This window comes from Paraflavisolibacter caeni (assembly GCF_025628885.1).
Taxonomy (GTDB): Bacteria; Bacteroidota; Bacteroidia; order Chitinophagales; family Chitinophagaceae; genus Flavisolibacter; species Flavisolibacter caeni.
In genome coordinates this window covers 1-23,620 of record NZ_JAOTIF010000046.1, presented here as the reverse complement: position 1 = coordinate 23,620, position 23,620 = coordinate 1, and the positions used below count along the sequence as shown (strand labels likewise).

The following is a 23,620-nucleotide window of genomic DNA, read 5'->3' as shown; positions in this document are numbered from 1 at the left end:
TGTCACCATCTTTGAAAACAGATGTAAACTCTAATACAGTTACTAATGACTATTTACACAAAATATTTTAGGGTCTCCCACTGTTTTCTTTCTGATGTTCACCCTAAATCCTTAACGGCACCAAACAATCGTCCTTCTCCATAGATCTTTCCAGAACTTCCATCCCCATCTCTTTCTGCCATATAAACTTACAGCTCCCCTGCAACTGATAAGTACCTCGAACAGTTTCCTCCTTCATTGTCTCCTGCCTTCCACTGCTCATCATGCCTCTCACAGCCAACTGCTTCCTCAGCCACTGTTTGTCTCCCTGCCTGCTCATATACAACCGAATAGCCGCCTGGTAGACATGCTTTCTCTTCTTCCTCGGCAGTGATTTCCTAAAAGCCTTCTTCCTTTCAGCATCCCCAATGATCCACCTTGCATATACCACTGCTTCTTTGAACAAATCCCTTCTTACCCTTTGCTTTTCAGAGGCGACTATCCCACTCATATCCGGGTAGCGGGTCACGATGATCCTTTTCTTTAACTTCTTTTTCTTGTTGGCCCTATAATGCTTCACCACAAAGCACTTCCCAATGGAGCCCCGAATGATGCCCAGCAGCAGCCGGGACATCACTTTGCCCTCCACTACCACCAACCTGGTCCTGTTGTCTATGTAAAGCTGTTTCATCTTTCTGATCCTTTTACCCCCTAAAACTACTGCGGCCCACCCACAACCAAAAACCCTCTGGCCGCTTTGGCATAAAATGGCAGGAAATGACCGGTTTTGTCCTACTCAAATGCAGCTTTTCAGCAGGGATCCTTCGTACCTCAAGTATACCTCAAGCATACCATCAGTATACCTACAGTAGGGCAAGGGTATGCCACCTTCGTTCCTGAACCCCTTTTTCCCTATCCCCGTACACCCAGACTCCTCCATCAAAAAATCCTATTCCTCCCTTTCTAATCGTGCAAATCCGCGGCTCATCCTTCGTTCCTCAGCCATACTTGAGCCCTACTGAATCCATAGCTAAGCCTAGGAAAAGCCTAGAAAACCACTTTTACCCCACCAATATCTTAATATCCCAATACCTCAAGATCCTAATATCATTCTCCTTTCCCCTGCTCCCAGGATACTCCCTACTTACTCCCCTACCAAAGCCCAGGATAATGCCTGAAAACGCAAATTTTCATACTCTTTTTTATTCCTTCATTCGCCTTCTCCATCCCCCATTCGTCCTCCCATTTAACCACTCATACAATCCGATTCATCCTCCCCCTCCATCCAAGTGGCTCATAAACAACGTTTTATTGTTCGCTCACTACACAGCAACGACAATTACCATAAAAAAAATGGTACTATGTGTTGCATAGTACTTAAAACATCTATAACTTTGTGTAAACAAAACAAAAATCCAGGGAGGCAAGATGAATATTGAAAACACTCAGAGCCAGATGCGGAAGGGAATACTGGAGTTTTGCATTCTTTCCATCATTCGCCGGGGTGAGGCCTACCCCTCCGATATTGTGGAAGAAATGAAAGCCGCCAGCCTCCAGATATTGGAAGGTACCCTCTATCCCCTGCTCACCCGTTTAAAAAATGCCGGCATGCTTACGTACCGTTGGGTAGAAAGTTCTTCCGGACCACCCCGTAAATATTTCTCCCTTACCGAAAAAGGAGAGGCTTTTTACAAGGAGTTGGACCAAACATGGCAGGAATTATCCAATGGCGTAAATGCATTAACCGCAAAAGCTGAATCAAACTCATAACCAAACCTGTAATATTAAACTTCTTTCAAATGAAAAGGATCATCAATATAAATCTTTCAGGGCGGGTAATTCCGATTGAAGATGCAGCTTATGATAGCCTGCAGCGCTATATCGAGAGTTTGCGCCGCTACTTTGCTGCCGAAGAAGGTCGCGATGAGATCATCAACGATATCGAGAGCCGCATTGCCGAACTGATGAACGATAAGATTAATAAAGGTGCTGCTGCTGTTACCGAAGATGATATCAACGAAATTATTCACTCCATGGGCCGTGTCGAAGACTTTGAGGCCGCTGATGCCGCAGAAGGTGCTGCTTCTTCAGACCAGGCTTCAGGCTCTTTTACTTATACTGGTGCACAGCAAAGGTTTAAAGGAAGGCTGTACCGTGACAGCTCAGACAAGATCCTGGGTGGTGTTTGCTCCGGCATAGCCAACTACATGAATGTCGACCCTGCCATCATCCGCCTGTTATTTGCCATTATAACCTTGGGTGGATTCGGCTTTGGTTTCCTCCTTTACATTATTGCCTGGATTGTTTTACCAGCCAGGGCAGGTGAAGGTTATGTGGGAAAGCGTCTTTTCCGCAACCCCGACGATAAAGTAATTGGCGGTGTTGCAGGCGGTTTAGGTGCTTATTTCAATAAGCCATCCTGGGCTATTCGTCTCATTTTTGCCGCTCCGCTCGTATTGAGCATTCTGGCAAGCGTTTTCAACGGTATCTTCTCGCCTTTCGGTGGCTTCTATTTCCCGGACATCTTCTTTAGCTCTTTCACCGGCACATTCCTTCTGGCATATATCATACTTTGGATTGTCCTGCCCGAAGCAAGAAGTACTTTCGAAAAAATGGAGATGCGTGGAGAGAAAGTGGATGTAAATAGTATCTGGCAAAATGTGCAGAGAGGTATGTCTGATTTTGAAACAAGGGCCAAATCCTGGGGAGAAGAAGTAAAATCTTCCGCAGAAAACCTGGGCAGAAGCGCACAGCAATTTGCCGATACCAGGGGGCGCGCCTTCGCAGCTGAAGTGGCTCAAACAGCCCGCCCGGCAGCATCTGGCATTGGACATGCCATTGGCGTATTGTTTAAGATCTTCTTTTTATTCATTGCTGGCTCTATCGCTTTTGGTCTGTTTGTAGCCCTGATGTTCCTGATCCTGGGCGGACTGGCGAATCCGATGAAGGACTTTTTACTGGATGGCTTCTGGCAAAATGCTTCTGCCTGGGGCGTGCTGATCCTTTTCCTGGGTGTGCCGATTGTTGCCCTCATTACATGGATTGTGCGTAGGGGCATGAAAGTCCGCTCTCAAAATCGCTACTTAGGATGGGTGTTTGGTAGCTTGTGGACCCTGGGTTGGGTAAGCCTCATCATCTTTGGCGCCTCTATGGCCACTGATTTCCGTTCTTACAGGAAAACAAACCAGGATATAAGATTGGCACAGCCTGCATTAAACAAACTATTGATTCGCATAGATGATCCTGAAGTGGAATATAGCGGAACCTTCCCCTGGTTTGATGCGGATGGTGGTGGCTGGGATTTAACGCGTGATTCATTAAAAATGGCCAATATCAAACTGAGAATAGACAAGAGCCTTGATTCTAATTACCATGTTACAGTTTGGAGATACAGCGCAGGCGAAAACAGGGATGAGGCCACAAGACGGGCTGAAAAGATTGTGTATTCAGCTTCTTCAATGGACAGTACGTTGGTCTTGGGCAGTGGCTTTGGTGTGAGCAAGGAACAAAAGTTCCGGGGCCAAAAGGTAATGGTGGAAATCAAGGTTCCTGTGGGTAAGAAGATTCGCTTCGACAGGACCGTGGAAGATAAATTGTACCCGATCAATATTACGATCCGCGAAAGAGGTAACTGGAACCGTCGTGATTGGGATATTGACTGGGATGAAGATTACAGGATGGATTGGAAAGCTGATACAGATTATATCATGACAACCGCCGGCGAGTTGGAAGAAGCAGAGAAATACACAGGTAGTCAGGTGCCTGGTGGTGTTTATGAGTACAATCCGGAAAGAAAAGTGGATAGCATGCGCCAGAAAATTGAAGAAAAAGAGCGCCAGCTCGAAGAAGAACGCAGGAAGCTGGAAGAAATGCAAAACAATATCCGCCCTTCTAAACTTAGTGAGCCCGTAAAGCAAAAGGAAGCAAGTACTGTGCTCATGGCAATCCCTTTTGGGCCATTAGTTATCTAGATATTATTTAGTATGTAAAACAATAGGATCACAGCTTTTGTGATCCTATTGTTTTTTAAAGGCACCTCAGTGATGCTTTTATACTGTTGAGGGATTTGAATAGTTTATTCTTCAATTTGCGCTGAGGATTGTCTAATAAGGCAGATTTGAGTGTACGCCGGTTTCGTCAGTACTTTATCTTTGCTCCTCAAATTTTTTCAATGAAGAATACTCCATTCACAGAGAAGCATATAGCGTTAGGTGCAAAGATGGCGCCGTTTGCAGGGTATAATATGCCCATCAGCTACACTGGGATCAACGATGAACACCAGGCTGTACGTAAAAATGCAGGCGTGTTTGACGTAAGCCATATGGGCGAATTTATTTTAAAAGGAGAGCATGCGCTGGACCTGATTCAACGGGTTACGACAAACGATGCCTCCAAATTGACTGCCGGTAAAGCCCAATATAGCAGCCTCACCAACGAAAAAGGGGGAGTTGTGGATGACCTGTTGGTGTATTGCATCGAGGAAAATAAAGTCTATATGCTGGTGGTGAATGCTTCTAACATTGAAAAAGACTGGACTTGGATCGTAGAGCACAATTCTTCCGATGTCCAGATGCAAAATATAAGCGAACAAACCTGCCTCCTGGCAATACAGGGGCCAAATGCCACTAAGATCCTGCAGCCGCTTACCGAAATGGACATTCTGAATCTGAAGTACTACACTTTTGTAAAGGGCAGATTCGCTGGAGTAGATAATGTTCTGATCAGTGCCACAGGTTATACCGGTGCTGGTGGCGTTGAAATATATTTTGAAGACAAAGAGGGCGCTGCCGAAAAGATATGGAATGCCATTTTTGAGGCTGGGGCTGCACAGGGCATTAAGCCGGTAGGACTGGGAGCGCGCGATACATTGCGCCTGGAAATGGGATTTGCTTTGTATGGTAATGATATTGATGATACAACCTCTCCTTTGGAAGCCGGATTGGGCTGGATCACCAAGTTCACTAAGGACTTTACTGCTAAAGAGATTTTACAAAAGCAAAAAGCAGAAGGTGTTCAACGCAAACTGATTGGCTTTGAAATGATAGACCGTGGTATTCCCCGTCATGGCTACGAGATTTGTAATAAAGATGGAGAGAATATAGGCATTGTCACTTCCGGAACCCAGTCGCCCAGTCTTGGGAAAGCCATTGGAATGGGGTATGTACAAATTGGACAATCAGACTTGGACAATATCATCTTTGTCAAAGTGCGTGACAAACTGTTGCAGGCTAAAGTGGTAAAGTTTCCATTTAGTTAATATGTAATTTGCTCATGTACATAGCTTGGATATTTAAAAATAGCTTTCATTTGCATCTTTGTCCCGTTTGACGTGAACCTTTTCCGTTTTGCGGAGTTTTACAATTGTCAAATTTTCTCATTTTCAAATTATTAATGAATAAACCTACTTTATACACTTGTCTTTCACCTGCCTTATTGCACCTGTATGATGTGCGTGATTGCATTGTGGTAGTGATTGATATCTTACGTGCTACGTCAACAATTTCTACGGCCTTGTATAATGGCGCCAAAGAGATCATTCCGGTTGATAGTGTTGAGAAATGTATCCGCTTGGGCAAGGAAATGGCATGCATAACAGCAGGCGAAAGAGACGGAAAAATTGCTGAAGGACTTCAGTATGGCAATTCGTCTTTTGAATATCCACGAGAATTTATACAGGGGAAAATCCTGGTGCTGACAACTACCAATGGAACAAAACTGCTGCACATGGCATTGGCTAAAGGAGCAACAGAGATCATTACTGGTTCGTTCCTGAACTTCTCCGCCGTATGCCAGCACCTGGTAGAAATGAAGCGTAATGTGATCCTGGCTTGTGCAGGATGGAAAGACAAAGTAAATATGGAGGACACGCTTTTTGCTGGAGCAGTAGTTTCAGAAGTCGAACAGCACTTTAACATCAACTGCGACTCATCAGGCATAGCTTCAAACCTTTACCAATTGGCTAAAGATGATATGTACGAGTTTATGAAAAAGAACGATGCGTCGCATTATCACCGCCTTACCAAATTTGGTTTGGAAAAAGACATCCGTCACTGTCTTACGCTTGATCTGGCTAATGTGCTGCCATATTACATGAATGAGCGATTAGTCGTATAGAATTTTAATTAAATGACAATTTTTATGCAGAAACCCCTTCCAGTTGGAGGGGTTTCTGTTGTAAACTGTTTTTCTCCCCAAGTATTTGCTAATTTTTTAATCTATTACTTGTTTCCTCTGGTTTTTTGCCTGCTTTTCCTTTACTTTTGCCAATTGCCCTTTTTGAACTCAAGTGCAGAAAAGAATAATTTTTATGCTTTAATTCGAGGAAATGAGCTCTTGAGTTCAAAGGTTAGGCACGAGAAATCGTAATCATAATTTGTAAATCGCACTTTGTTTTGGCTTTACCATATCTCTTAAAATACGTCTATACCCAAGGCTCTGATGAAGTAATTCGAAGAGGAAAAAAAATTCATGCTTCCGGTTATGTAGAACTCCTGGAAAATGATCACCTTTTTGGTTCTGCTGTGTTCCGGGTGAAGGATGATAACTATAGCACTTTTTATAAAGTTTATGTGCAGAATTATAAAGACCCGAAGGCCCTTTCCCTTCGTTGTGCCTGTCCTTATAATCTGAGTGATATCTGCCGGCATGAGGCAGCTGCTATCCTGCGCCTGCAGGAATTATTGGACAAAGGACTGCTGCAGAAAGATGAAGCCGCTTACGATCAGCAGCATACTGTGGCCAAAATGAAAAGCATAGACGTAAAAACATTGCGCCTGTTAAGTGCTCCGGAGGTTTTTGCTGAAGCTGAAAAAATTCTGCACCACTCCAAACCTGTTATAGAAAGCGCAAAAGAGGAAACGGTTAAAGCAAAAGTTACGATCAATGGAGCCGAATATTATGTAATTATACACCGCAATGAAGAGCGCAATTTCGATACAAGTAGTGATTATGTAGATACAGCTCACCCCTTATGTTTACCCAAAATAATTGTGTTCCTGCATCTTTTGTACCAAGGGGGAGCTCACTATTTTGATACCATTCGTAATTGGGATAAAGAAAAGAACAAACTGCTGGAACTTTATGGATACTCTCTAAAGGACGATCTTACCGGCAAGTTTGAATTTAATTATAAAGAAGGAAAGCCTTACCTGCGGGTGCTCGATAGTTCCATCAAGCGAATTGCTGCGCCAGTCAATACTTCCTCATTTAAAAGGGTAGAGACGCCAATGGTAGTATCTGAAGCTGAAACAACTTCGGAGGAAAAAGAAGCTGTTCCAACAAAGAGCCTGGCTGTTGTCTTCAATTTTCATAAAACATCCTATCCTTACTTTAGTGTTGATTTGGTAGAAGGAGACATTGAAGATGAAGCCTTTGTGGGAAAGGTAGAGAAACTGGAGCTTTCCAAGTACCTGGAGCTGGATGCCTATGATGAAAACGGAAGGGCGCTGATTTCCCAGGTACGTAAATTGCAGGATGCTGATGTCAATAAATACATAAACAGAAATTCACCGTTTTCAGGCTTTTGGGAAAATATTGTGCATCAAGAAGGTGATGATTTCCCTGAAGAGACTAAATTATTGATATCAGAATATTTTCTGCCAAAACTGAAAAAGATTTGCGCGGAAAACGAAGCAGTTTTATATATCCTGCAAAAGCATAAGAGCTTCAAAACAGCCAACCTCGAAAAAATAACATACAACAATATTCCGCTGGTCCCTCAATTTTATGTTGGTAAAAATGAAGATGCTTTTGAAATCGAGTGCTTTGTGAAGCCTGAAGAAGTTGCTTACAGCGCTACAGACAATGAAGCATCCACTCCTCTTTTGTTTATGTACAATCACCAGTTGTATTTGTGGGATAATTTAGATGCAATTACCATGGCGTCAGAGTATTTACCTGACGGCTTAAAGAAAATTGCTGCAGAAGAGTGGCCGGTTGCACTGCATAAGTTTGTAGTGCCGCTGACCAAGGAATATAAGGTAGATTTTGAACGTTCTCTCATTGGTGAGGTAAAAGATGGGGAACCGGAGGTGAAACTGTTTCTTCAGGAAAAGGGCGATTACCTGGTATTTCAACCTGTCTTCAATTATAAAGGTTACGATATTAAAGCTAAAGACCGGGATGAGCTGATTGTGCCTTTGGGAGGCAAAGTATTGGTGGTGCACCGCAATCGTCCTTCTGAGCAGGCTTTTCTGACTAAGCTGCGCACCCTGCATTCCAATTTTGTTTCGTTTGAAGATGACACAGCATTGGCCTTGAAAGGAACAGATGTTCTGAAAAACAACTGGTTTTTCCTCTTTGTTGATGCGATGCGTGAGCAGAAGGTGCCTGTCTTTGGATTTGAATCACTTAAGAACTTCCGTTTCAACACTGCCAAGCCTTCTACGCACATTTTCATCAGCAGCAATACCGATTGGTTTGATGCTAAAGTGGATATCATTTTTGGCGACCAGAAAGTAAGTGTTGCTGAAATAAAGAAAGCGCTGGCCAACAAGCAGCAGTTTGTTCAATTGAATGATGGCACACTGGGCATATTGCCAGAAGAATGGTTGAAGAAATACTCATTGTTGTTCAGGGTTGGCGAAGGCAAAACAGATAAACTCAAACTTTCCCGCTATCATCTGAGTGTCATTGATGAATTGTACGAGCAAAGAGACGAGGAAGAGCTGACAATACAGCTGGAGGCCAAATACGAAAAGCTGCGGGAGTTTCAGACGATCAGGGAAATTGACCTCCCGCAAGGGTTAACAGCGATACTACGTCCCTACCAGGTAGCGGGCTATCAATGGCTGAATTACCTGCAGGAAGTGAACTGGGGCGGTATCCTGGCCGATGATATGGGTTTGGGTAAAACCGTGCAGGCGCTGTCCTTCTTGCAGCACTATTTTGAAAGTCACGGCCAATTAAAGGCGCTGGTGGTTTGTCCTACAACACTTATTTACAACTGGGAGAATGAAATCAAGAAGTTTACCCCTTCTTTGAACTATTATATTCACCATGGTCCTCTTCGTAACCGTAACCAGGCAGAATTGCATCAACATAACGTAATCATTACTACATATGGCACTTTGCGCAGCGATATTAAGTTCTTTGCTGCCATGCCTCTTGATTATGTAGTGCTCGACGAATCGCAGGCAATTAAAAACCCTTCGAGTAAGGTTACCAAAGCTGTCGCACTGCTGCATGCCAAACATCGCCTTTGCATGAGTGGTACGCCTTTACAAAACAATACTTTCGACATTTATGCGCAGATGAACTTTTTAAATCCAGGTATGCTGGGTTCTATGGAATACTTCCGCCAGGAATTTGCCATGCCAATCGATAAGTTTGGTGAAGAAGAGCAGAAGGACCATTTGCGCAAGATCTTATATCCTTTTATCTTAAGGCGCACCAAGGAGCAGGTGGCAAAGGATCTGCCGGAAAAGACCGAAACGGTTTTGTTTTGTGAAATGGGGCATGAGCAGCGCCGGATTTATGATGCTTACCGCAACGACTTCAGGGCTCGTATCCTCGGAACCATCGAAGATCAGGGCATCCAAAAATCACAGTTGACCATTCTTCAGGGCTTGATGAAGCTTCGCCAGATCTGCGACTCCCCGGCCATTCTGAATGAAGCCGAAAAGTTTGACAATCACTCTATCAAGCTTGATGAATTAGCGAGGGAGATCACTGAAAACATCGGTAATCACAAAGCGCTTATCTTTTCTCAATTCCTGGGTATGCTTGGATTGATCCGCCAGAAGCTGGAAGCGCAGGGAGTTAGGTATGAATACTTCGATGGCAGTACTTCTGCACCTGACAGAGAGAAGGCAATCAAAAGTTTTCAGGGTGATGACGAAGTGCGTGTGTTCCTGATCTCTCTGAAGGCAGGTGGTGTGGGTTTGAACCTGACGGCTGCAGATTACGTGTACATCGTGGACCCCTGGTGGAATCCCGCCGTGGAGCAGCAAGCTATTGACCGTACGCACCGTATTGGTCAAACGAAAAATATATTTGCATACCGCATGATCTGTAAGGATACTATTGAAGACAAGATCATGCAACTCCAGGAACGCAAACGCTTGCTGGCCCAGGAACTGATAGCAGATGATACTTCATTTGTGAAAGCTCTGACCCGCGAAGACGTAGAATATCTCTTTAGCTAACGAGGTCTTAACGTTATTTAACCCTTTTAAACTGTTAGAAAGGATTGATGCGAATATCTTCGTATTCCTATTACCTTGTTTTATGAGAAAGTTTTTACTCCTGACAGCGTGTTCTTTCCTTATTTGCTCGTTTTCTTATGCACAGAAAGTATCCGGAATAGTGAAAGGTAGTTTTGTTGATTCCAGTAGCGCTGACGGTTTGTCCGACGCTACTATTTCAGTAATGACCCAGAAAGATTCTTCTCTTATATCTTTTACCCTTTCTTCCAATAGCGGCTATTTTGAAATTAAGAACCTGGACACGGGTGCTTATGTGCTCCTTTTCTCCTATCAGGGGTATCCTAATTTAAAGAAACAGTTTTCCATAAACGCAGCCAATCCAATTATGGACTTTGGAAAGGTCAAAGTTGTCCAGGATTATCAAATGCTTGGGGAAGTAATTATTAAAGATGAAGCTCCTATAAAGGTTAAAGGCGATACGATAGCATTCAATGCAGGAGCATTTAAAGTGCTAAAACCCAATGCTACAGCTGAAGACCTGCTTAAAAAATTGCCAGGCGTGCAGGTGGAAAGGGATGGTACTGTAAAAGCCCAGGGCGAGAATGTGCAAAAGATCTACGTTGATGGTAAGGAGTTTTTTGGCAATGATCCAAAGCTGGCTACCAAAAACCTCACTGCTGATATGATCGACCAGGTGGAAGTTTATGACGATATGAGCGACCAGGCTAAATTTTCAGGCGTGGATGACGGTAGCCGCACTAAGGCCATTAATTTGAAGCTCAAAAAGGATAAGAATAAAGGAATGTTTGGCAGGGCTATGGCAGGCTATGGTTCCGATGACCGATACCAGTCAAGTCTTAATGCAAGTTATTTTAAAGGCGCAACAAAGGTTTCCGTAATTGCCCGGTCCAATAATACTAATAATGTAGGCTTTTCCAACAATGATATGGTAGGCGGTTTTGGGGGCAGTAGTTCGGGTATCACCAAAAACTGGACGGCAGGTGTTAATTACAGCGACCTGTGGGGCAAAAATCTTGAACTTACAGGCAGCTACTTCTTTAATCATACCAACAATTTCAATAGTAACAATAGTGTCCGTGTAACGGATTATAAAACCAGGGCTGGAGCAGATTCAACGGTGAAAAGGCTTTCTCAGACAGGCTCAGGCAATCTCAACGACAACCACCGGATCAATTTGAGAATGATTTATACTATCGACTCCATGAGTTCGATTATATATTCGCCAAGGATCAACTTCCAAAACAGCAGCAGTATAAGAAAAGATTCAACCCTGAGTTTTGATATTGATGAAACACCCTACACGGTTGGTGATAGCTGGTCAAACAGGGAAAATACCGGACAAGGCTTTAGTTGGTCTAATGATCTTACCTACCGTCGCAAATTCCATAAAAGAGGACGCTCATTTTCTGTCAACCTATCTAATACTTATAACACATCCGACCGTGATGGCCTTACTATGTCCAGGATAGGAAGCTTCAACAATGGAGTAAAAGCAAGTGATCAATTCATTAATCAGAAGACACTTCAGGAAAATGGAACGGAAAACTATGGAGTAAGTGTCTCATACACAGAGCCGATAGCAAGAGATAAAGTAATGGAGTTTAACTACGCATATAATAAGAATAGTAATGAGTCGGATCGCGAAGTTTATGAATTCAATGATGCCAACGGAAAATTTGATGTAAAAAACCTGTTGCAAACGAACCTGTTTGAGAACGGCAATGAATCAAATCGTTTTGGAACGAATTACAGGGTTGTAAAAAAGAAGTACAATTATCAGTTGGGTATGGCTGTTCAGCGTACGACCTTGCAAAGCAACAATTTATCAAAGAATACATTTATTGAACAATCTTATACCAACCTTTTCCCGACAGCTATATTCAGATATCAGTTTGCTCGTAGCAAAAACCTTCGTTTCTCTTACAGAGGGCGTACCAGTCAACCTGGCACTTCCCAATTACAGGAAACACTCGATCAGTCCAATGCTCTTTATTGGTCAAAAGGTAATGCGTCTTTGAATCAGGAATATTCCAATAATATGGAGTTAAATTATAACTCCTTTGACATGGTGAAGTACAGGAATTTCTTCTTCCGCTTTAACTTCTCCAATACCATGAACAGGATTGTAAACAATGTGATCACAGATACAGCCGTAATCAGAAGCATCACAAACTTGCCCTTCGATGAAAAAATAGCCAGAGGTGTACAGCTAACAAGGCCTGTCAACGCCAACGGCGCTTATAACTTTGGTGGAAACATTAATTTAGGCTTTCCTATCAATATGATGGAAGGAGGAAATTTCAATACCAATACCAGTTTCAACAGTAGCCGTGATGTAAGTTATATTGATAATTTAAGGAATTTTACAAAGAACCTGTCATTGGGAGAAAGTCTTCGCCTAAGCTACACCTATAAAGAAAAGTTGGATGCGGCTATTGGTGCATCAGTTAATTATAATCAGGTTACCAACACATTTAGGAAAGAGCAGAACTCAAAATACTATACTTATTCGGCTTCTGCTGATGTCAGTTACATCTTCCCTAAAAACCTTGTATTGGCAACCGACCTGGATTATTATACCAACACTGGTTTAGCTGCTGGTTATAATCAGGCCTATACTTTATGGAACGCCAGTATTAGCAAACTAATGCTGAAGAACAACCGCGGCGAGCTCAAGCTTTCCGTTTTTGATATTTTGAAACAAAACAGGAGTATTTCGCGCACCTTCTCTGAAAACTATATTGAAGACGTGCAGAATAGCGTGGTCCGTCAATTCTTTATGCTTTCATTTACTTATAACTTGAACCGCATGGGTGGAAACAGCGGCGGCGGAAACAACAGGGGGCAAGGAATGGGGGGTGGTGGAAGAGACTTTAGAATGATGCAGTAGTAAATAAAAATAAAAAGGAGCACAGAATCATGAAGTCTTACTTTATAATTCTGTGCTCCTTTAGCTTTTTGGTCCTGATCTTTAACTTTCAGCCTTCTCTCATCTGCCTCCTGTTATCAATCTCTAGACTTATACTTTCCTCTTCTTAACAGGCGTATAATGATTAGCAACTGGGCTGGAGCCAAATAGGAGAACTCCAAATACAGACTTGGCAAAACGCCAAAGATTTAGGGAAGGTTTGTAATAATCCTTGTAAATCTCAACCTGTTCGCGGGAATGGGTGATTCGTTTACTTTTCATAGGCACTTACTTTATGGTTACTAAAAGTTTTTGGTAACGCTACAAGATAATAAATATGTGTATAAGTTCATGTTAAATTGTGGAAAAGATATTATGTTTACAGTATAATCCCGTACTTATGAAACGAAAATTACCTTTAACTGCATTAATAACCGTATTTATTACATTTTCAACCTCCGCTCAATTTAAAGCAATTACTTCACATCTCCCGGTAACCAATAGTGTAAAAGGCGATATTCAGAAAGTGGTAGCCGATTTCCCGTATCATTTTCAGAATATACGTGGAGAGATGCTCGATAAAGGTCCCCAGAGCATTGAATATGCTTCAACACTGAAAGTGGGTGATTTAAAGCAATGCAGCATTATGCAGTATTCTTCGGGTACCAAATATATTTATAGCTGGCAGGCAATGATGTTAATTAATGAAGATTTTGAAACCGCTGCCAAAAAGTACAAGTCTCTTTACCAGCAGTTGAAAGGTTCCAATGTTTATTATGTCAAAGACCAATATACATTGAAAGGCGATTATGATGCAGCCGATGAAAGCAAGGGGTTTGCTACCAGCACGCTTGCCCTTGCAGATCCTCCGGCTCCTCTGAAAAAGCTGCGTATAGACATCAATCTCCAGTTTGAGTTCCCTGAATGGAAGGTATCGCTGGTTGTATATGAAAAAGAACGAGAAGATGATGAACAGGGCGATGTTTTCGGAGATTAGAATCCTTTCCATATAAAAGGGATGGCCTAAGCCATCCCTTTTATATTATTCGTCATTCAAACTTGTCCGCCTCTGGCGGATTCGAATCATTCGTCATTCCTACTGGTTTCCTCCCGCCATCATCCTTCTTCTGCCGCCCGCTGGCATATTGCGCCTCATTTCTTCCATTACTTTGTCTCTTTCTTTGGTAAACTCTTCCGCCGTCATCTTCTTGCCCCCTTTAGGTTCTTTGATATTGCTGGCAGTCACTTTGGGAGAAATTTCAACGGCCTTGTATACCATACGCCCGTTATTCATTTCCAACTCAAGAATCAAACCAGGCAGTTGACCACCAAATTCAGGACCCGCAGGTACAGGAATTTCTGTGGTGAACCAGGCCGTGATATTTGTGGTGTCCGCTACTTCCTGCCGCTTCATTTGTCCGTTTTCCATACCCATGATAAAGCGGGTGCCAATACGCTGAGCCGTTGCTTTGCGAGCAGTATGGGTTAATACAGTTTTCGTTTCTCCGGATAGTTTCCAACTTAGTTTTCTGATACTGTCCTCGACTATATAAGTTTTGGAGGCAAGCTCACGCTGATCAACGCGTTTGCCAGTTTCAAAGTTGAAGTAGGTAACATCATCAGCACCTCCAAAACGCATGAAACGCATACCGCCGCCACCTCCTCCGGCATTTTCATCGTTACTTTCAAGATCCGGAAGTATCTCCCATATGGATTGATTTTTAGCAAATGACAATTCAAACCGGTCGGTACGGGAGCGCGGCATGTTAGCTGCCGCATCTGGATTCATATTTTGACGTGGCTGGAATGATATGGTCCTTTCATATAAAACTTTTCCTTCTTTCATCTGGGCGTGCAGGGAAAATGCGCAGATGAGCATACTAATAGAGAACAACATCTTTTTCATGAGAGCAGTTTAAGCAAATATATTTTCACATGCCGTTAACCTTAGTTGGAACTACGTTAATAATGGTTAAATCTGTATTATCGGGACTTGAAAAGGGTAATTTTGTTAATATGCATAGCTTGAAAAACATAAAGTGGCTGCCGATCGTGATGGCAATTACCATTCTGGGTATTGCAATTTTCCAGTTGTTTTGGCTTAAGAATACATTTGAAAGAGAAAAGCGTACACTTGAAATCCGTAGCAACTTTACCTTTCGTGATGTAGTGCACTCCCTGCAGGCCTCGAAAATTGACTTTGATAAATGGTCTGGGGACTCTATCACATCAAAAGCTTTTTCTGAACTTAAAAAGCCCATTCGTATACCTAAGCATAAAGAGCCGGAACGTCCGGAAATGAATCCAGGCCAAAAGATGCTGGGTATGTTGAATATGCTCCGGGAAAAAATAATAGGAAACCAGCCCAAAAAAATGGCGTCCTTCAAAAAGCCTTCTACTGATAGTATTGACATTCGTAAAGTGAGACCACGCCAGGCACAATTGATCCAATTGTTGTACGAGATGGATTCATTGCAGGATACACTCGATGTGAAGGAGATGGAAATATTATTTGGCAGACGGATGGATCAGCAGAATTTTGATGTCCCTTTTACTATAAAAAAAGTGAATAAGTCGGATGATGACAGGAGAACGCATTATAATGAGGTCACTATAGGCTTTTCCAACCCGGTTGCTTATAGGCTACAATTAGGGAATACCACTCCTTACCTGATGAAGCGAATTAGTGCGGCAATTTTACTTTCTCTTTTCATTGTTGGTTTTACTGCTTTTTCATTTTTTCTGTTGTATAGGAATATTCTAAAACAGAGAAAGCTGGCTGAAATCAAAAACGACTTTATCAGCAATATCACCCACGAATTAAAAACTCCTATTGCTACAGTGAGTGTTGCTATTGAAGCCCTGCGTACTTTTAATGCAAACCTTGATCCTGCACGTACAAAAGAATACCTTGACATTTCTCATAATGAATTGCAGCGCTTGTCTTTATTAGTGGATAAGGTATTGAAGCTTTCCATGTTCGAGAAAAAAGAAATAGATCTGAAGTTAGAACTGCTGAACATGAAAGATTTGATCCAGGAGGTTACTTCTTCAATGCGGCTGCAATTTGAAAAACGCGGTGCTCAGGTTTCTTTTGCAGTAGATGGCGATACCTCTTTAAAAGGCGACCGTTTACACCTTGTAAGTGTGATCTTTAACCTGCTGGATAATGCCTTAAAATATAGTAGAGGCACACCGCAAATCCAGATAGTAACTAAAGGCGAACCCGGAAAAGTACAGCTGATAATTTCTGATAACGGAATAGGAATTCCAAGAGAGTTCCAGGATAAAGTTTTTGATAAGTTCTTCCGGGTGCCAACAGGTAACTTACACAACGCAAAGGGGTATGGCCTAGGTTTAAGTTATGTAGCACATGTTATTCAACAACACAATGGCACCATCAGCATCGATTCAATTGAAGGTACAGGCAGCCGTTTTGTTATTCACTTGCCAAAACATGAAGCATGAGTAAAATATTATATGTAGAAGATGAGATCTTTTTAGCCAGGATCGTTAATGATACATTACAAAGCCGTGGCTTTGAAGTTGCTATGGAGCACGATGGTGGTATGGCACTTCAAAGGTTTGAGCAGTTTAAACCTGACGTCTGCGTGCTTGATATTATGCTGCCAAATAAAGATGGGTTTACCATTGCCGACGAAATAAGGGAAAAAGACAGTGACATTCCTATTATCTTCCTCACGGCCAAATCGGAGGTGAAAGATGTTGTAAACGGTTTTAAGATCGGAGGCAATGACTACATTCGCAAGCCCTTTAGTATGGAAGAGCTGATTGTGCGCATAGAAAACGTACTGAAACAAAACAATACGCCGGAAATAGCAAGCGATGAGCTAACCATGGGTAGCTACCAATTTAATATACGGCGGCAACAACTGATTGGAGGCGGGGATGATCGCAAACTTTCCTATCGTGAAAGCGAGTTGTTGAAGTTGCTGTACGAAAATCGAGACAAAATTGTTGAGCGTCGTGATATTTTGAATCTTCTTTGGGGTAGTGATTCCTTCTTCAATAGTCGTAATCTTGATGTTTATATTACGAAGCTCCGGAATTATTTCAAGCAAGATCCTTCAATCGAGATCATTACCATAAAAGGTATCGGCTATCGTTTTGTGGTTTCATGAACAGGACATCGATATATAGTTGAAATCAAGTAATTATGGAAAAGAAGAAAGTCTACTTTTCTGGTAAGATATTTACTGGCGATCAGTGGTTGAGCAATCATGCTGTAGTCGTTGATGGGAATACGATTGAGCAGGTTGTTGCTTTGGACAACCTTAGGGAAAAAGAGGCGATCGTGGAGTTAAAAGATAAGATTCTGGCTCCCGCCTTCATTGACCTGCAGATTTATGGCGCCAATAGAAAGTTGTTTTCCGTTTATCCTTCTGTAGATGCCTTGTATGATTTGTTCGAGTATTGTAGTAGGGGTGGCGCTGCCTTGTTTCAGCCTACTGTGGCAACCAATACAATGGAGGTTTTTTACCGCTGCATTGATGCTGCTAAGGAATACAGGCAACAAGGTGGTAAAGGTATGATAGGCTTACATCTCGAAGGCCCCTGGATCAATGCGGAGAAAAGGGGAGCTCACAAGGTGGAATGCATTCAGGAGCCGACACTTAAAGAGGTAAAAGGCCTGCTCGAATACGGCAAAGGCATAATTACAATGATCACAATTGCTCCGGAGGTTTGTAGCGATGAAGTGATAGAGTTGATACAGTCATACAACATCATTGTTTCTGCCGGCCATAGCAACGCTACTTACCATCAGGCAATTGCGGCTTTTGATAAAGGAATTCAGGTGGTAACTCACTTGTACAATGCCATGAGTCCACTGCAGCATCGGGAACCCGGTTTGGTAGGGGCATCTTTCCTGCACCAACAGGTTCGATCCAGTATCATTCCTGATGGCTACCATGTTGATTTTAGAGCAGTGAAAATTGCAAAACAAATGATGAAGGAGCGCTTGTTTGCGATCACAGATGCTGTCACCGAAACAAGCCTGGGCTTTTACCCGCATCAGTTAGATGGTGACAAATACATAAGTGAAGGGATTTTAAGCGGATCTGCACTAACCATGCACAAAGCCTTTATAAATCTGGTGCGTTATGCAGATATTCCCGTTGAAGAAGCATTACGCATGTGTAGTTTGTACCCAGCCCAGGTTATGCACTTAGATAAACAATACGGCAAAATTGCGCCTGGTTACACAGCGCAATTCCTGGTGTTGGACGAAGACCTGAATCTGGTCCAAATGACAAATAACGAATTCATTAAGGCCTCTTCAGCCTAACTTTATTCGTCATTCAAATGGCTTTTACCTGAATTGGCGCCTTTTCTTTTTTGAAATACTGGATCAACCACATAATCGTAAAAGTGGGAATAAAGTCTAAGCCCGGCATTAATTCTTCAATAAAATTAAAAACGCCACCAAACAGGCCCTTGGTACCGCCAAAAATCCGCCAGAATATAAAAGCTGAAATCGGCGCCCATATAATATCCAGGAATTCTCCGAAAAATGGAACCGTAAAAGATGCATAACCTATAAAGTCCATCAGCAGGCAAAGCGCCAGCGAAGGCAGTTTTTGCTCTATGGCAACAGGTGCGTTCTTTTTGAAAAACAAACTCTTCATTTCTACAGTTGCAGCGGATTTTATATCGCCAGCTTAATTGACGATAGGCTGATCTTTATAGTTGCAGGGATATTCGCTTTTCAGGAATTTATGATAGTATTTGCAAATAGGAAAATGGTTCAAGGCGCAATTAATGAATACAATAGTGCCTTGAACCAATGGAACATATTTTTATTTTAAATGGATTCTTCATCCTCATCTTCGTCCTCATCACCTAAAATCAGGTCGTCCTCATCAAAGTCTTCATCATCCAGATCATCATCAAGTTCAACATCTATATCATCTTCCTTCAGATCGTCTTCATCTAGTTCGTCCTCATCACCCAATATTAAGTCGTCTTCGTCCTCATCCAGGTCATCATCATCGTCATCATCTGGCTGCACCCTGCCATTGATTTTCTTAAAATGTACACCATCAGGGTGATCGCCGAAAATTTCACTTGGAGATTGTCCGGGTTGTTCAATCATATCAAAAACATCCGCATTTGCTTCTTCAATAAAACCAGGCAGGAAATTCTTAAATTGCTTTTCCATAATAAATCTGTTTGTTGATTTAGTTTATAAAAAACATATGCCATCTAAAAAACTGGCTATGATTAATATTAGGTACAAATCTAATTTTATCGAAATGTTTAATATAGAGTCACGGAAATGCTAAATCTGAATCACGAACATTAAGATAAGAAAAAGTGGATCATTCTCTAAATATTTCTTACACTTCATTTATTCTTTAGATTTGACTGCCAGTAGCAGATCGCTGTAGGATTCTGCAACAAAACACTCGGGTGCAATTTGAAATATCGATGCATAAAAAGAACATTGTTCTTGTAATTGTTGAATGCTTCTGGAGCCATCTGCGTCAATAGCCTCAACTTCAATAAAATCTCCAAGTCCATCAACATGATCAAAATGAAATTTGACGTTATCTACAAACCAGATCCTTCTTCTTTTTAAAACGATTGTCTTTATCCCAATGGCATTAATAAGAATTTTCTTCAATGCTTTGCTAGGCTGATGCTGATATAGTAAAACGTCCGATTGCTTGGCGCCGGCAATGTTGTTGCGATGATAATGTATTAAAGCATTTTCAATGTTTCCTTCCCTCAGTTTCATGCGTCCGTTTGGCACATTGAAATAGGTATCTGTTTGGGTGTCCTCCCCGACAAACCTTGGTTGAAAAGATTGGAGTATTTGCTCGAGTTCAGTATTGTTATTACTTCTTGCTTTGAATTCAAAATTTACTGGCATTGAAATATTTTTTGACGTATGAAAATATGACTTGGATTGGTATGTTTCTGCTCTTATCTGTCTTCAACCATTCAATTATAATTTTGGCACCTTAATTGGATAAGTTATTGAGACGCTTAGAACTATCTGTGACAGACGCTATAACAGGAATGTGAATTTATTGACCTATGAAAAGGTATATCCGGGATGAAGTAGTGTGTCGTTCCGGATTTTTTTGCACTAACTTAAGCCTAAAGGGGGATTTCAGCCCTGCATAATTTCAATAATCCTATTTATCCTTAAAATCTGCGGTCTATCTTTGCGCATGCCACAGTTGAACTGGAATGATAGCGTAAACTTTTTGTCAAAGCTGACCTTTCGGCGTTTATGGAACATGGTAAAGGTGTACAGTAGTTACCACCTGGCCAAATGCTCAAAGAAAAATATCCAATGGGGAATGCCCATTTCCATTTCTTTTGAGCCAACCACTTCTTGTAATTTACGCTGTCCTGAATGTCCTAGTGGATTACGTGCTTTTTCAAGACCGACGGGCATGTTGCAAAAAGACTTCTTCCGTGAGACGATTGACCAACTTTATAAAGACCTGACTTACCTCGTTTTCTATTTCCAGGGGGAGCCTTACCTGAACCCCGATTTTCTGAACATGGTTCAGTTTGCCTCCTCAAGGAAAATATATACAGCAACATCAACAAACGCACATTATTTGAATGATGCCAATGCCCGGCGAACGGTGGAAAGCGGGCTAGACCGCTTGATCATTTCAATTGATGGCACCACGCAGGAAGTTTATCAGCAATACCGCGTTGGTGGAAAGCTATCTAAAGTATTGGAGGGGGCAGCTAATATTGTTCGTTGGAAAAAAGAGTTGAAGAGCAAAACTCCCTTTGTTATATTTCAGTTCCTGGTGGTACGTCACAATGAACACCAGATAGAGGAAGTAAAGCAGCTTGCAAAGCAAATAGGTGTTGATGAGGTACGCCTGAAAACAGCACAGGTGTACGATTTTGAGCATGATCCAAACCAGTTGATCCCTTCCATTAGCAAATACAGTCGTTACAGGAGGAATGCAGATGGCAAAATGCAGTTTAAAGGTAATAACCAAAATCATTGCTGGCGATTATGGCATGATCCTGTAATAACCTGGGATGGTAGTATAGTGCCTTGCTGCTTCGATAAGGATGCCCAACACAAAATGGGTAGCTTGCAACAGCAATCTTTCAAAGAAATCTGGCATAATCCTTCTTATCAGCACTTCAGGCATCAGGTGCTTCAAAGCCGTAAAAACATTGATATATGTGCTAACTGCTCCGAAGGTGTTAAAGTTTGGGGATGAAAAAAGTAAGATTATTGGCAAGGCATAGACGATTAGATTAGCTATTAGGCTCATTAGATTAATTATATTTACAAGACGATTATATGGGATTAGAAAAAGATATACAGCAGTTTAGCTTTAGGAGTACTAAGCAAAAAGCAATGATCAACATCTTGTATACCTATGGATGGATCATGGAGCGAATCAAAGTCTTTTTGGCAAAAGAGGATATTACACACCAGCAATACAATATTTTACGAATCCTGCGTGGATCTTCCCCTGACCCCATTTCTACACTCCAGATTCGCGAGCGCATGCTGGATAAAATGAGCGATACCAGCAGGATAGTTGATCGCTTAGTGCTAAAGAACCTTGCTAAAAAGACTGTTTGTGAAAAGGATAAAAGATTGGTTGATGTGATCATTACAGAAAAAGGACAGGAATTATTGAAGCGCATGGATGCAGAAACATCTTATTTCGACCATATTATGAACCATCTCTCCGAAGAGGACGCTTTCCAGTTAAGCCTATTGTTAGATAAACTCCGTAATGGAGAGTAGCTAAAAAATTACTATAATTGTTGATCAATATTCTCTATAATATTATAGAGAATATTGATTTTGTTTATTGCTGATCAAGTTTGAATTTTGCACCACGAAAAAAATCAAACACAGCAATATGAAGAATTTAGCATTATCAATTGGTTCCGCTTTCCCTGAATTTAATAAAAAGGCAGTTGTATCCATCGAAAAAGGAAAAGAGTTCTACGATCTTACTTACTCAGAAATTAAAGACAGTGGCAAATGGATGGTGATGTTCTGGTGGCCTAAAGATTTCACTTTCGTGTGTCCTACCGAAATTGCTGAATTTAACAACCATTACCAGGATTTCGCAGACCGTGATACTGTATTGATCGGCGCTTCCACAGATAGTGAATTTGTTCACGCAGCATGGAGAAGAAATCATGATGATCTGCGCAACCTGCAGTTCCCTATGTTAGCTGATACTTCAAAATCACTGGCATCTGAATTAGGCATTTTGGAAACTGAAGAAAAAATTGCTTACCGCGCTACTTACATTGTAGATCCTCAAGGCATAGTACGTTGGGTCTCCTTATACGACCTGAATGTAGGCCGTAATGTTAAAGAAGTTTTGCGCGTTCTGGATGCATTGCAAACCGACGAGCTCTGTCCTTGCAACTGGCAGAAAGGTGAAGCTACATTATCTGCTTAATTAAAACGAAAACAAACGAACAATAACGACAATTAGAAAGGAAAGTGGTGTCCGCCAATTGTTCGAAAGCCAACGATAAAATTGAAACGAACCTTACATTGTACGAAACCAACGATTATTCTTAAATTAATAAAATTAAAATCGGATGTTTGGAATTGCTAATGAAACCAATAATGCGGTTGCATTGTTGAAAGAGATAGGATTAGGTGAAGCGTCATTGAGCAATAACTTGCAAACATTAGCAAATGTAGATGCACGTTACCTGCGTGACTTGAAAATAAATGTTACCAATGCGTTGAATGCTGAGACCCTCAGCAAGAAAGAAGCATACCTGATAGCAATAGCCGTTGCGGCAAATGAAAAGAATGCAGAGTTGCAAAGGTCATTTGAACAGTTTTCAACCCAGAACGGCGCAACGGATAAAGAAATAGCAGAAGTATTGAGTTGTACAAGCTTGCTCAGCGCTAATAACGTTTATTACCGTTTCCGTCACTTCATGCATGATGAGTTTTACAATAATGCACAAGCCGGTATCCGGATGAGTATTATGGCCAATCCACTATTGGGTAAAGAGTTTTTTGAGTTGGTAAGTTTGGTGGTGAGTGCATTGAATGGCTGTGAATTATGTGTGACCTCACATGAGAAAACACTAGTCACCCATGGTTCTTCAAAGCAACGTATTCACGATGCAGTACGCCTTGGAGCTGTGATCAGGAGCCTGATTGTTTTACTGTAGTTGACATTGAGTTTTTGTTTTGGTACTTTTAGGTTTGAATAGGTCAACACAAACTGTCTTTTGATTGATAAATGGTTGGTTTTGGTTTGCACCGGTCTCTCCAGACCGGTGCTTCTATTTATGTTCTTAATGATCAGTAATTCATCTGACTATGGTCTAAGCACACCCAGAAAACTATCTACATAATCATATTTTTTCTGATTGGTATTCAGTAATGAATTCGGAGGAAGTGTTGTTCTTACAATTGGCATTCTTTCTACTTCGTTTAATGTTATTTCCTAATCCTGGTTAAGGTAAAATATTTTTCGTCCTCTGTAAACCTACAAGCAACTGCATATTGTTGGTTGCAGTGAGATGATTAATCTTGCAGCGGTTTCCAATTATGTGGAAG

20 protein-coding genes are annotated in these 23,620 nt (G+C 41.6%); 14 read left to right on the top strand and 6 right to left on the bottom strand.

Annotated features, from left to right (window positions below):
• Positions 1 to 103 precede the first annotated feature (103 nt).
• A complete protein-coding gene (locus tag OCK74_RS26915; protein WP_279300219.1) occupies positions 104 to 670 on the bottom strand; it encodes a hypothetical protein in 567 nt (188 codons plus the stop codon).
• A gap of 737 nt (positions 671 to 1,407) precedes the next feature.
• On the opposite strand from OCK74_RS26915, the gene OCK74_RS26910 reads away from it, so the two are divergent.
• The 6 genes from OCK74_RS26910 (at position 1,408) to OCK74_RS26885 (ending at position 13,035) form a co-directional block, all read left to right on the top strand.
• Positions 1,408 to 1,749: a PadR family transcriptional regulator gene (locus OCK74_RS26910; RefSeq protein ID WP_279300218.1), complete on the top strand. Its 342-nt coding sequence runs from the start codon at positions 1,408 to 1,410 to the stop codon at positions 1,747 to 1,749.
• A gap of 29 nt (positions 1,750 to 1,778) precedes the next feature.
• Positions 1,779 to 3,950, top strand: coding sequence for a PspC domain-containing protein (locus tag OCK74_RS26905; RefSeq protein WP_279300217.1), 2,172 nt, complete (start codon positions 1,779 to 1,781; stop codon positions 3,948 to 3,950).
• Positions 3,951 to 4,150: 200 nt separating this feature from the next.
• Complete coding sequence (gene gcvT / locus OCK74_RS26900) at positions 4,151 to 5,236, top strand: glycine cleavage system aminomethyltransferase GcvT (RefSeq protein ID WP_279300216.1); 1,086 nt, start codon at positions 4,151 to 4,153, stop codon at positions 5,234 to 5,236.
• Between the two features lie 134 nt (positions 5,237 to 5,370).
• Positions 5,371 to 6,093, top strand: a complete 723-nt coding sequence (locus OCK74_RS26895; RefSeq protein WP_279300215.1) for a 2-phosphosulfolactate phosphatase — start codon at positions 5,371 to 5,373, stop codon at positions 6,091 to 6,093.
• Positions 6,094 to 6,371: 278 nt separating this feature from the next.
• Complete coding sequence (locus OCK74_RS26890; protein WP_279300214.1) at positions 6,372 to 10,124, top strand: DEAD/DEAH box helicase; 3,753 nt, start codon at positions 6,372 to 6,374, stop codon at positions 10,122 to 10,124.
• An 82-nt stretch (positions 10,125 to 10,206) separates the two neighbouring features.
• A complete protein-coding gene (locus OCK74_RS26885; protein WP_279300213.1) occupies positions 10,207 to 13,035 on the top strand; it encodes an outer membrane beta-barrel protein in 2,829 nt (942 codons plus the stop codon).
• A gap of 129 nt (positions 13,036 to 13,164) precedes the next feature.
• On the opposite strand, the gene OCK74_RS26880 is transcribed toward OCK74_RS26885, so the two are convergent.
• Positions 13,165 to 13,335, bottom strand: coding sequence for a hypothetical protein (locus OCK74_RS26880; protein ID WP_279300212.1), 171 nt, complete (start codon positions 13,333 to 13,335; stop codon positions 13,165 to 13,167).
• A 118-nt stretch (positions 13,336 to 13,453) separates the two neighbouring features.
• Between OCK74_RS26880 and OCK74_RS26875 the strand changes: the two genes are divergently transcribed.
• The gene (locus tag OCK74_RS26875; RefSeq protein ID WP_279300211.1) at positions 13,454 to 14,050 is read left to right on the top strand and encodes a hypothetical protein; all 597 of its coding nucleotides are present in this window, start codon (positions 13,454 to 13,456) and stop codon (positions 14,048 to 14,050) included.
• Between the two features lie 99 nt (positions 14,051 to 14,149).
• Here the strand turns inward: OCK74_RS26875 and OCK74_RS26870 are convergent, their stop codons facing one another.
• On the bottom strand, positions 14,150 to 14,959 hold the full coding sequence (locus tag OCK74_RS26870; protein ID WP_279300210.1) for a GLPGLI family protein: 810 nt from the start codon (positions 14,957 to 14,959) through the stop codon (positions 14,150 to 14,152).
• A 119-nt stretch (positions 14,960 to 15,078) separates the two neighbouring features.
• Between OCK74_RS26870 and OCK74_RS26865 the strand changes: the two genes are divergently transcribed.
• From OCK74_RS26865 to nagA, 3 genes are read left to right on the top strand one after another with little or no spacing between them, the layout of a single operon-like run.
• Positions 15,079 to 16,521 (top strand): sensor histidine kinase, encoded by a 1,443-nt coding sequence (locus OCK74_RS26865; protein WP_279300209.1) that lies wholly within the window; start codon positions 15,079 to 15,081, stop codon positions 16,519 to 16,521.
• Positions 16,518 to 17,195, top strand: a complete 678-nt coding sequence (locus OCK74_RS26860) for a response regulator transcription factor (protein WP_279300208.1) — start codon at positions 16,518 to 16,520, stop codon at positions 17,193 to 17,195. Before OCK74_RS26865 ends, OCK74_RS26860 begins: the two co-directional genes overlap by 4 nt.
• A 35-nt stretch (positions 17,196 to 17,230) precedes the next feature.
• Complete coding sequence (gene nagA, locus OCK74_RS26855; protein WP_279300207.1) at positions 17,231 to 18,361, top strand: N-acetylglucosamine-6-phosphate deacetylase; 1,131 nt, start codon at positions 17,231 to 17,233, stop codon at positions 18,359 to 18,361.
• A 13-nt stretch (positions 18,362 to 18,374) separates the two neighbouring features.
• Here the strand turns inward: nagA and OCK74_RS26850 are convergent, their stop codons facing one another.
• The 3 genes from OCK74_RS26850 to OCK74_RS26840 all read right to left on the bottom strand — a co-directional run bounded on the left by OCK74_RS26850 (position 18,375) and on the right by OCK74_RS26840 (position 19,948).
• Positions 18,375 to 18,701 (bottom strand): hypothetical protein, encoded by a 327-nt coding sequence (locus OCK74_RS26850; RefSeq protein WP_279300206.1) that lies wholly within the window; start codon positions 18,699 to 18,701, stop codon positions 18,375 to 18,377.
• Positions 18,702 to 18,877: 176 nt separating this feature from the next.
• Complete coding sequence (locus OCK74_RS26845) at positions 18,878 to 19,234, bottom strand: hypothetical protein (RefSeq protein WP_279300205.1); 357 nt, start codon at positions 19,232 to 19,234, stop codon at positions 18,878 to 18,880.
• Between the two features lie 189 nt (positions 19,235 to 19,423).
• Positions 19,424 to 19,948: a class IV adenylate cyclase gene (locus tag OCK74_RS26840; protein WP_279300204.1), complete on the bottom strand. Its 525-nt coding sequence runs from the start codon at positions 19,946 to 19,948 to the stop codon at positions 19,424 to 19,426.
• A 304-nt stretch (positions 19,949 to 20,252) separates the two neighbouring features.
• Here OCK74_RS26840 and OCK74_RS26835 point away from each other — a divergent pair, with 304 nt between their 5' ends.
• From OCK74_RS26835 to OCK74_RS26820, 4 genes are all read left to right on the top strand, one after another.
• Positions 20,253 to 21,281: an SPASM domain-containing protein gene (locus tag OCK74_RS26835; protein WP_279300203.1), complete on the top strand. Its 1,029-nt coding sequence runs from the start codon at positions 20,253 to 20,255 to the stop codon at positions 21,279 to 21,281.
• 83 nt (positions 21,282 to 21,364) lie between these two features.
• Complete coding sequence (locus OCK74_RS26830) at positions 21,365 to 21,820, top strand: MarR family winged helix-turn-helix transcriptional regulator (protein WP_279300202.1); 456 nt, start codon at positions 21,365 to 21,367, stop codon at positions 21,818 to 21,820.
• Between the two features lie 118 nt (positions 21,821 to 21,938).
• On the top strand, positions 21,939 to 22,493 hold the full coding sequence (locus OCK74_RS26825; RefSeq protein WP_279300201.1) for a peroxiredoxin: 555 nt from the start codon (positions 21,939 to 21,941) through the stop codon (positions 22,491 to 22,493).
• Positions 22,494 to 22,638: 145 nt separating this feature from the next.
• On the top strand, positions 22,639 to 23,229 hold the full coding sequence (locus OCK74_RS26820) for a carboxymuconolactone decarboxylase family protein (protein ID WP_279300200.1): 591 nt from the start codon (positions 22,639 to 22,641) through the stop codon (positions 23,227 to 23,229).
• The last annotated feature ends 391 nt before the right edge of the window (positions 23,230 to 23,620 follow it).

Coding starts and splice junctions, on each gene's coding strand:
- OCK74_RS26850 (WP_279300206.1), bottom strand. CDS start 18,701: ATGAAGAGTTTGTTTTTCAAAAAGAACGCACCTGTTGCCATAGAGCAA.
- OCK74_RS26915 (WP_279300219.1), bottom strand. CDS start 670: ATGAAACAGCTTTACATAGACAACAGGACCAGGTTGGTGGTAGTGGAG.
- OCK74_RS26860 (WP_279300208.1), top strand. CDS start 16,518: ATGAGTAAAATATTATATGTAGAAGATGAGATCTTTTTAGCCAGGATC.
- OCK74_RS26910 (WP_279300218.1), top strand. CDS start 1,408: ATGAATATTGAAAACACTCAGAGCCAGATGCGGAAGGGAATACTGGAG.
- OCK74_RS26905 (WP_279300217.1), top strand. CDS start 1,779: ATGAAAAGGATCATCAATATAAATCTTTCAGGGCGGGTAATTCCGATT.
- OCK74_RS26870 (WP_279300210.1), bottom strand. CDS start 14,959: ATGAAAAAGATGTTGTTCTCTATTAGTATGCTCATCTGCGCATTTTCC.
- OCK74_RS26885 (WP_279300213.1), top strand. CDS start 10,207: ATGAGAAAGTTTTTACTCCTGACAGCGTGTTCTTTCCTTATTTGCTCG.
- gcvT (WP_279300216.1), top strand. CDS start 4,151: ATGAAGAATACTCCATTCACAGAGAAGCATATAGCGTTAGGTGCAAAG.
- OCK74_RS26830 (WP_279300202.1), top strand. CDS start 21,365: ATGGGATTAGAAAAAGATATACAGCAGTTTAGCTTTAGGAGTACTAAG.
- OCK74_RS26820 (WP_279300200.1), top strand. CDS start 22,639: ATGTTTGGAATTGCTAATGAAACCAATAATGCGGTTGCATTGTTGAAA.
- OCK74_RS26845 (WP_279300205.1), bottom strand. CDS start 19,234: ATGGAAAAGCAATTTAAGAATTTCCTGCCTGGTTTTATTGAAGAAGCA.
- OCK74_RS26835 (WP_279300203.1), top strand. CDS start 20,253: ATGCCACAGTTGAACTGGAATGATAGCGTAAACTTTTTGTCAAAGCTG.
- OCK74_RS26895 (WP_279300215.1), top strand. CDS start 5,371: ATGAATAAACCTACTTTATACACTTGTCTTTCACCTGCCTTATTGCAC.
- nagA (WP_279300207.1), top strand. CDS start 17,231: ATGGAAAAGAAGAAAGTCTACTTTTCTGGTAAGATATTTACTGGCGAT.
- OCK74_RS26880 (WP_279300212.1), bottom strand. CDS start 13,335: ATGAAAAGTAAACGAATCACCCATTCCCGCGAACAGGTTGAGATTTAC.
- OCK74_RS26875 (WP_279300211.1), top strand. CDS start 13,454: ATGAAACGAAAATTACCTTTAACTGCATTAATAACCGTATTTATTACA.
- OCK74_RS26825 (WP_279300201.1), top strand. CDS start 21,939: ATGAAGAATTTAGCATTATCAATTGGTTCCGCTTTCCCTGAATTTAAT.
- OCK74_RS26840 (WP_279300204.1), bottom strand. CDS start 19,948: ATGCCAGTAAATTTTGAATTCAAAGCAAGAAGTAATAACAATACTGAA.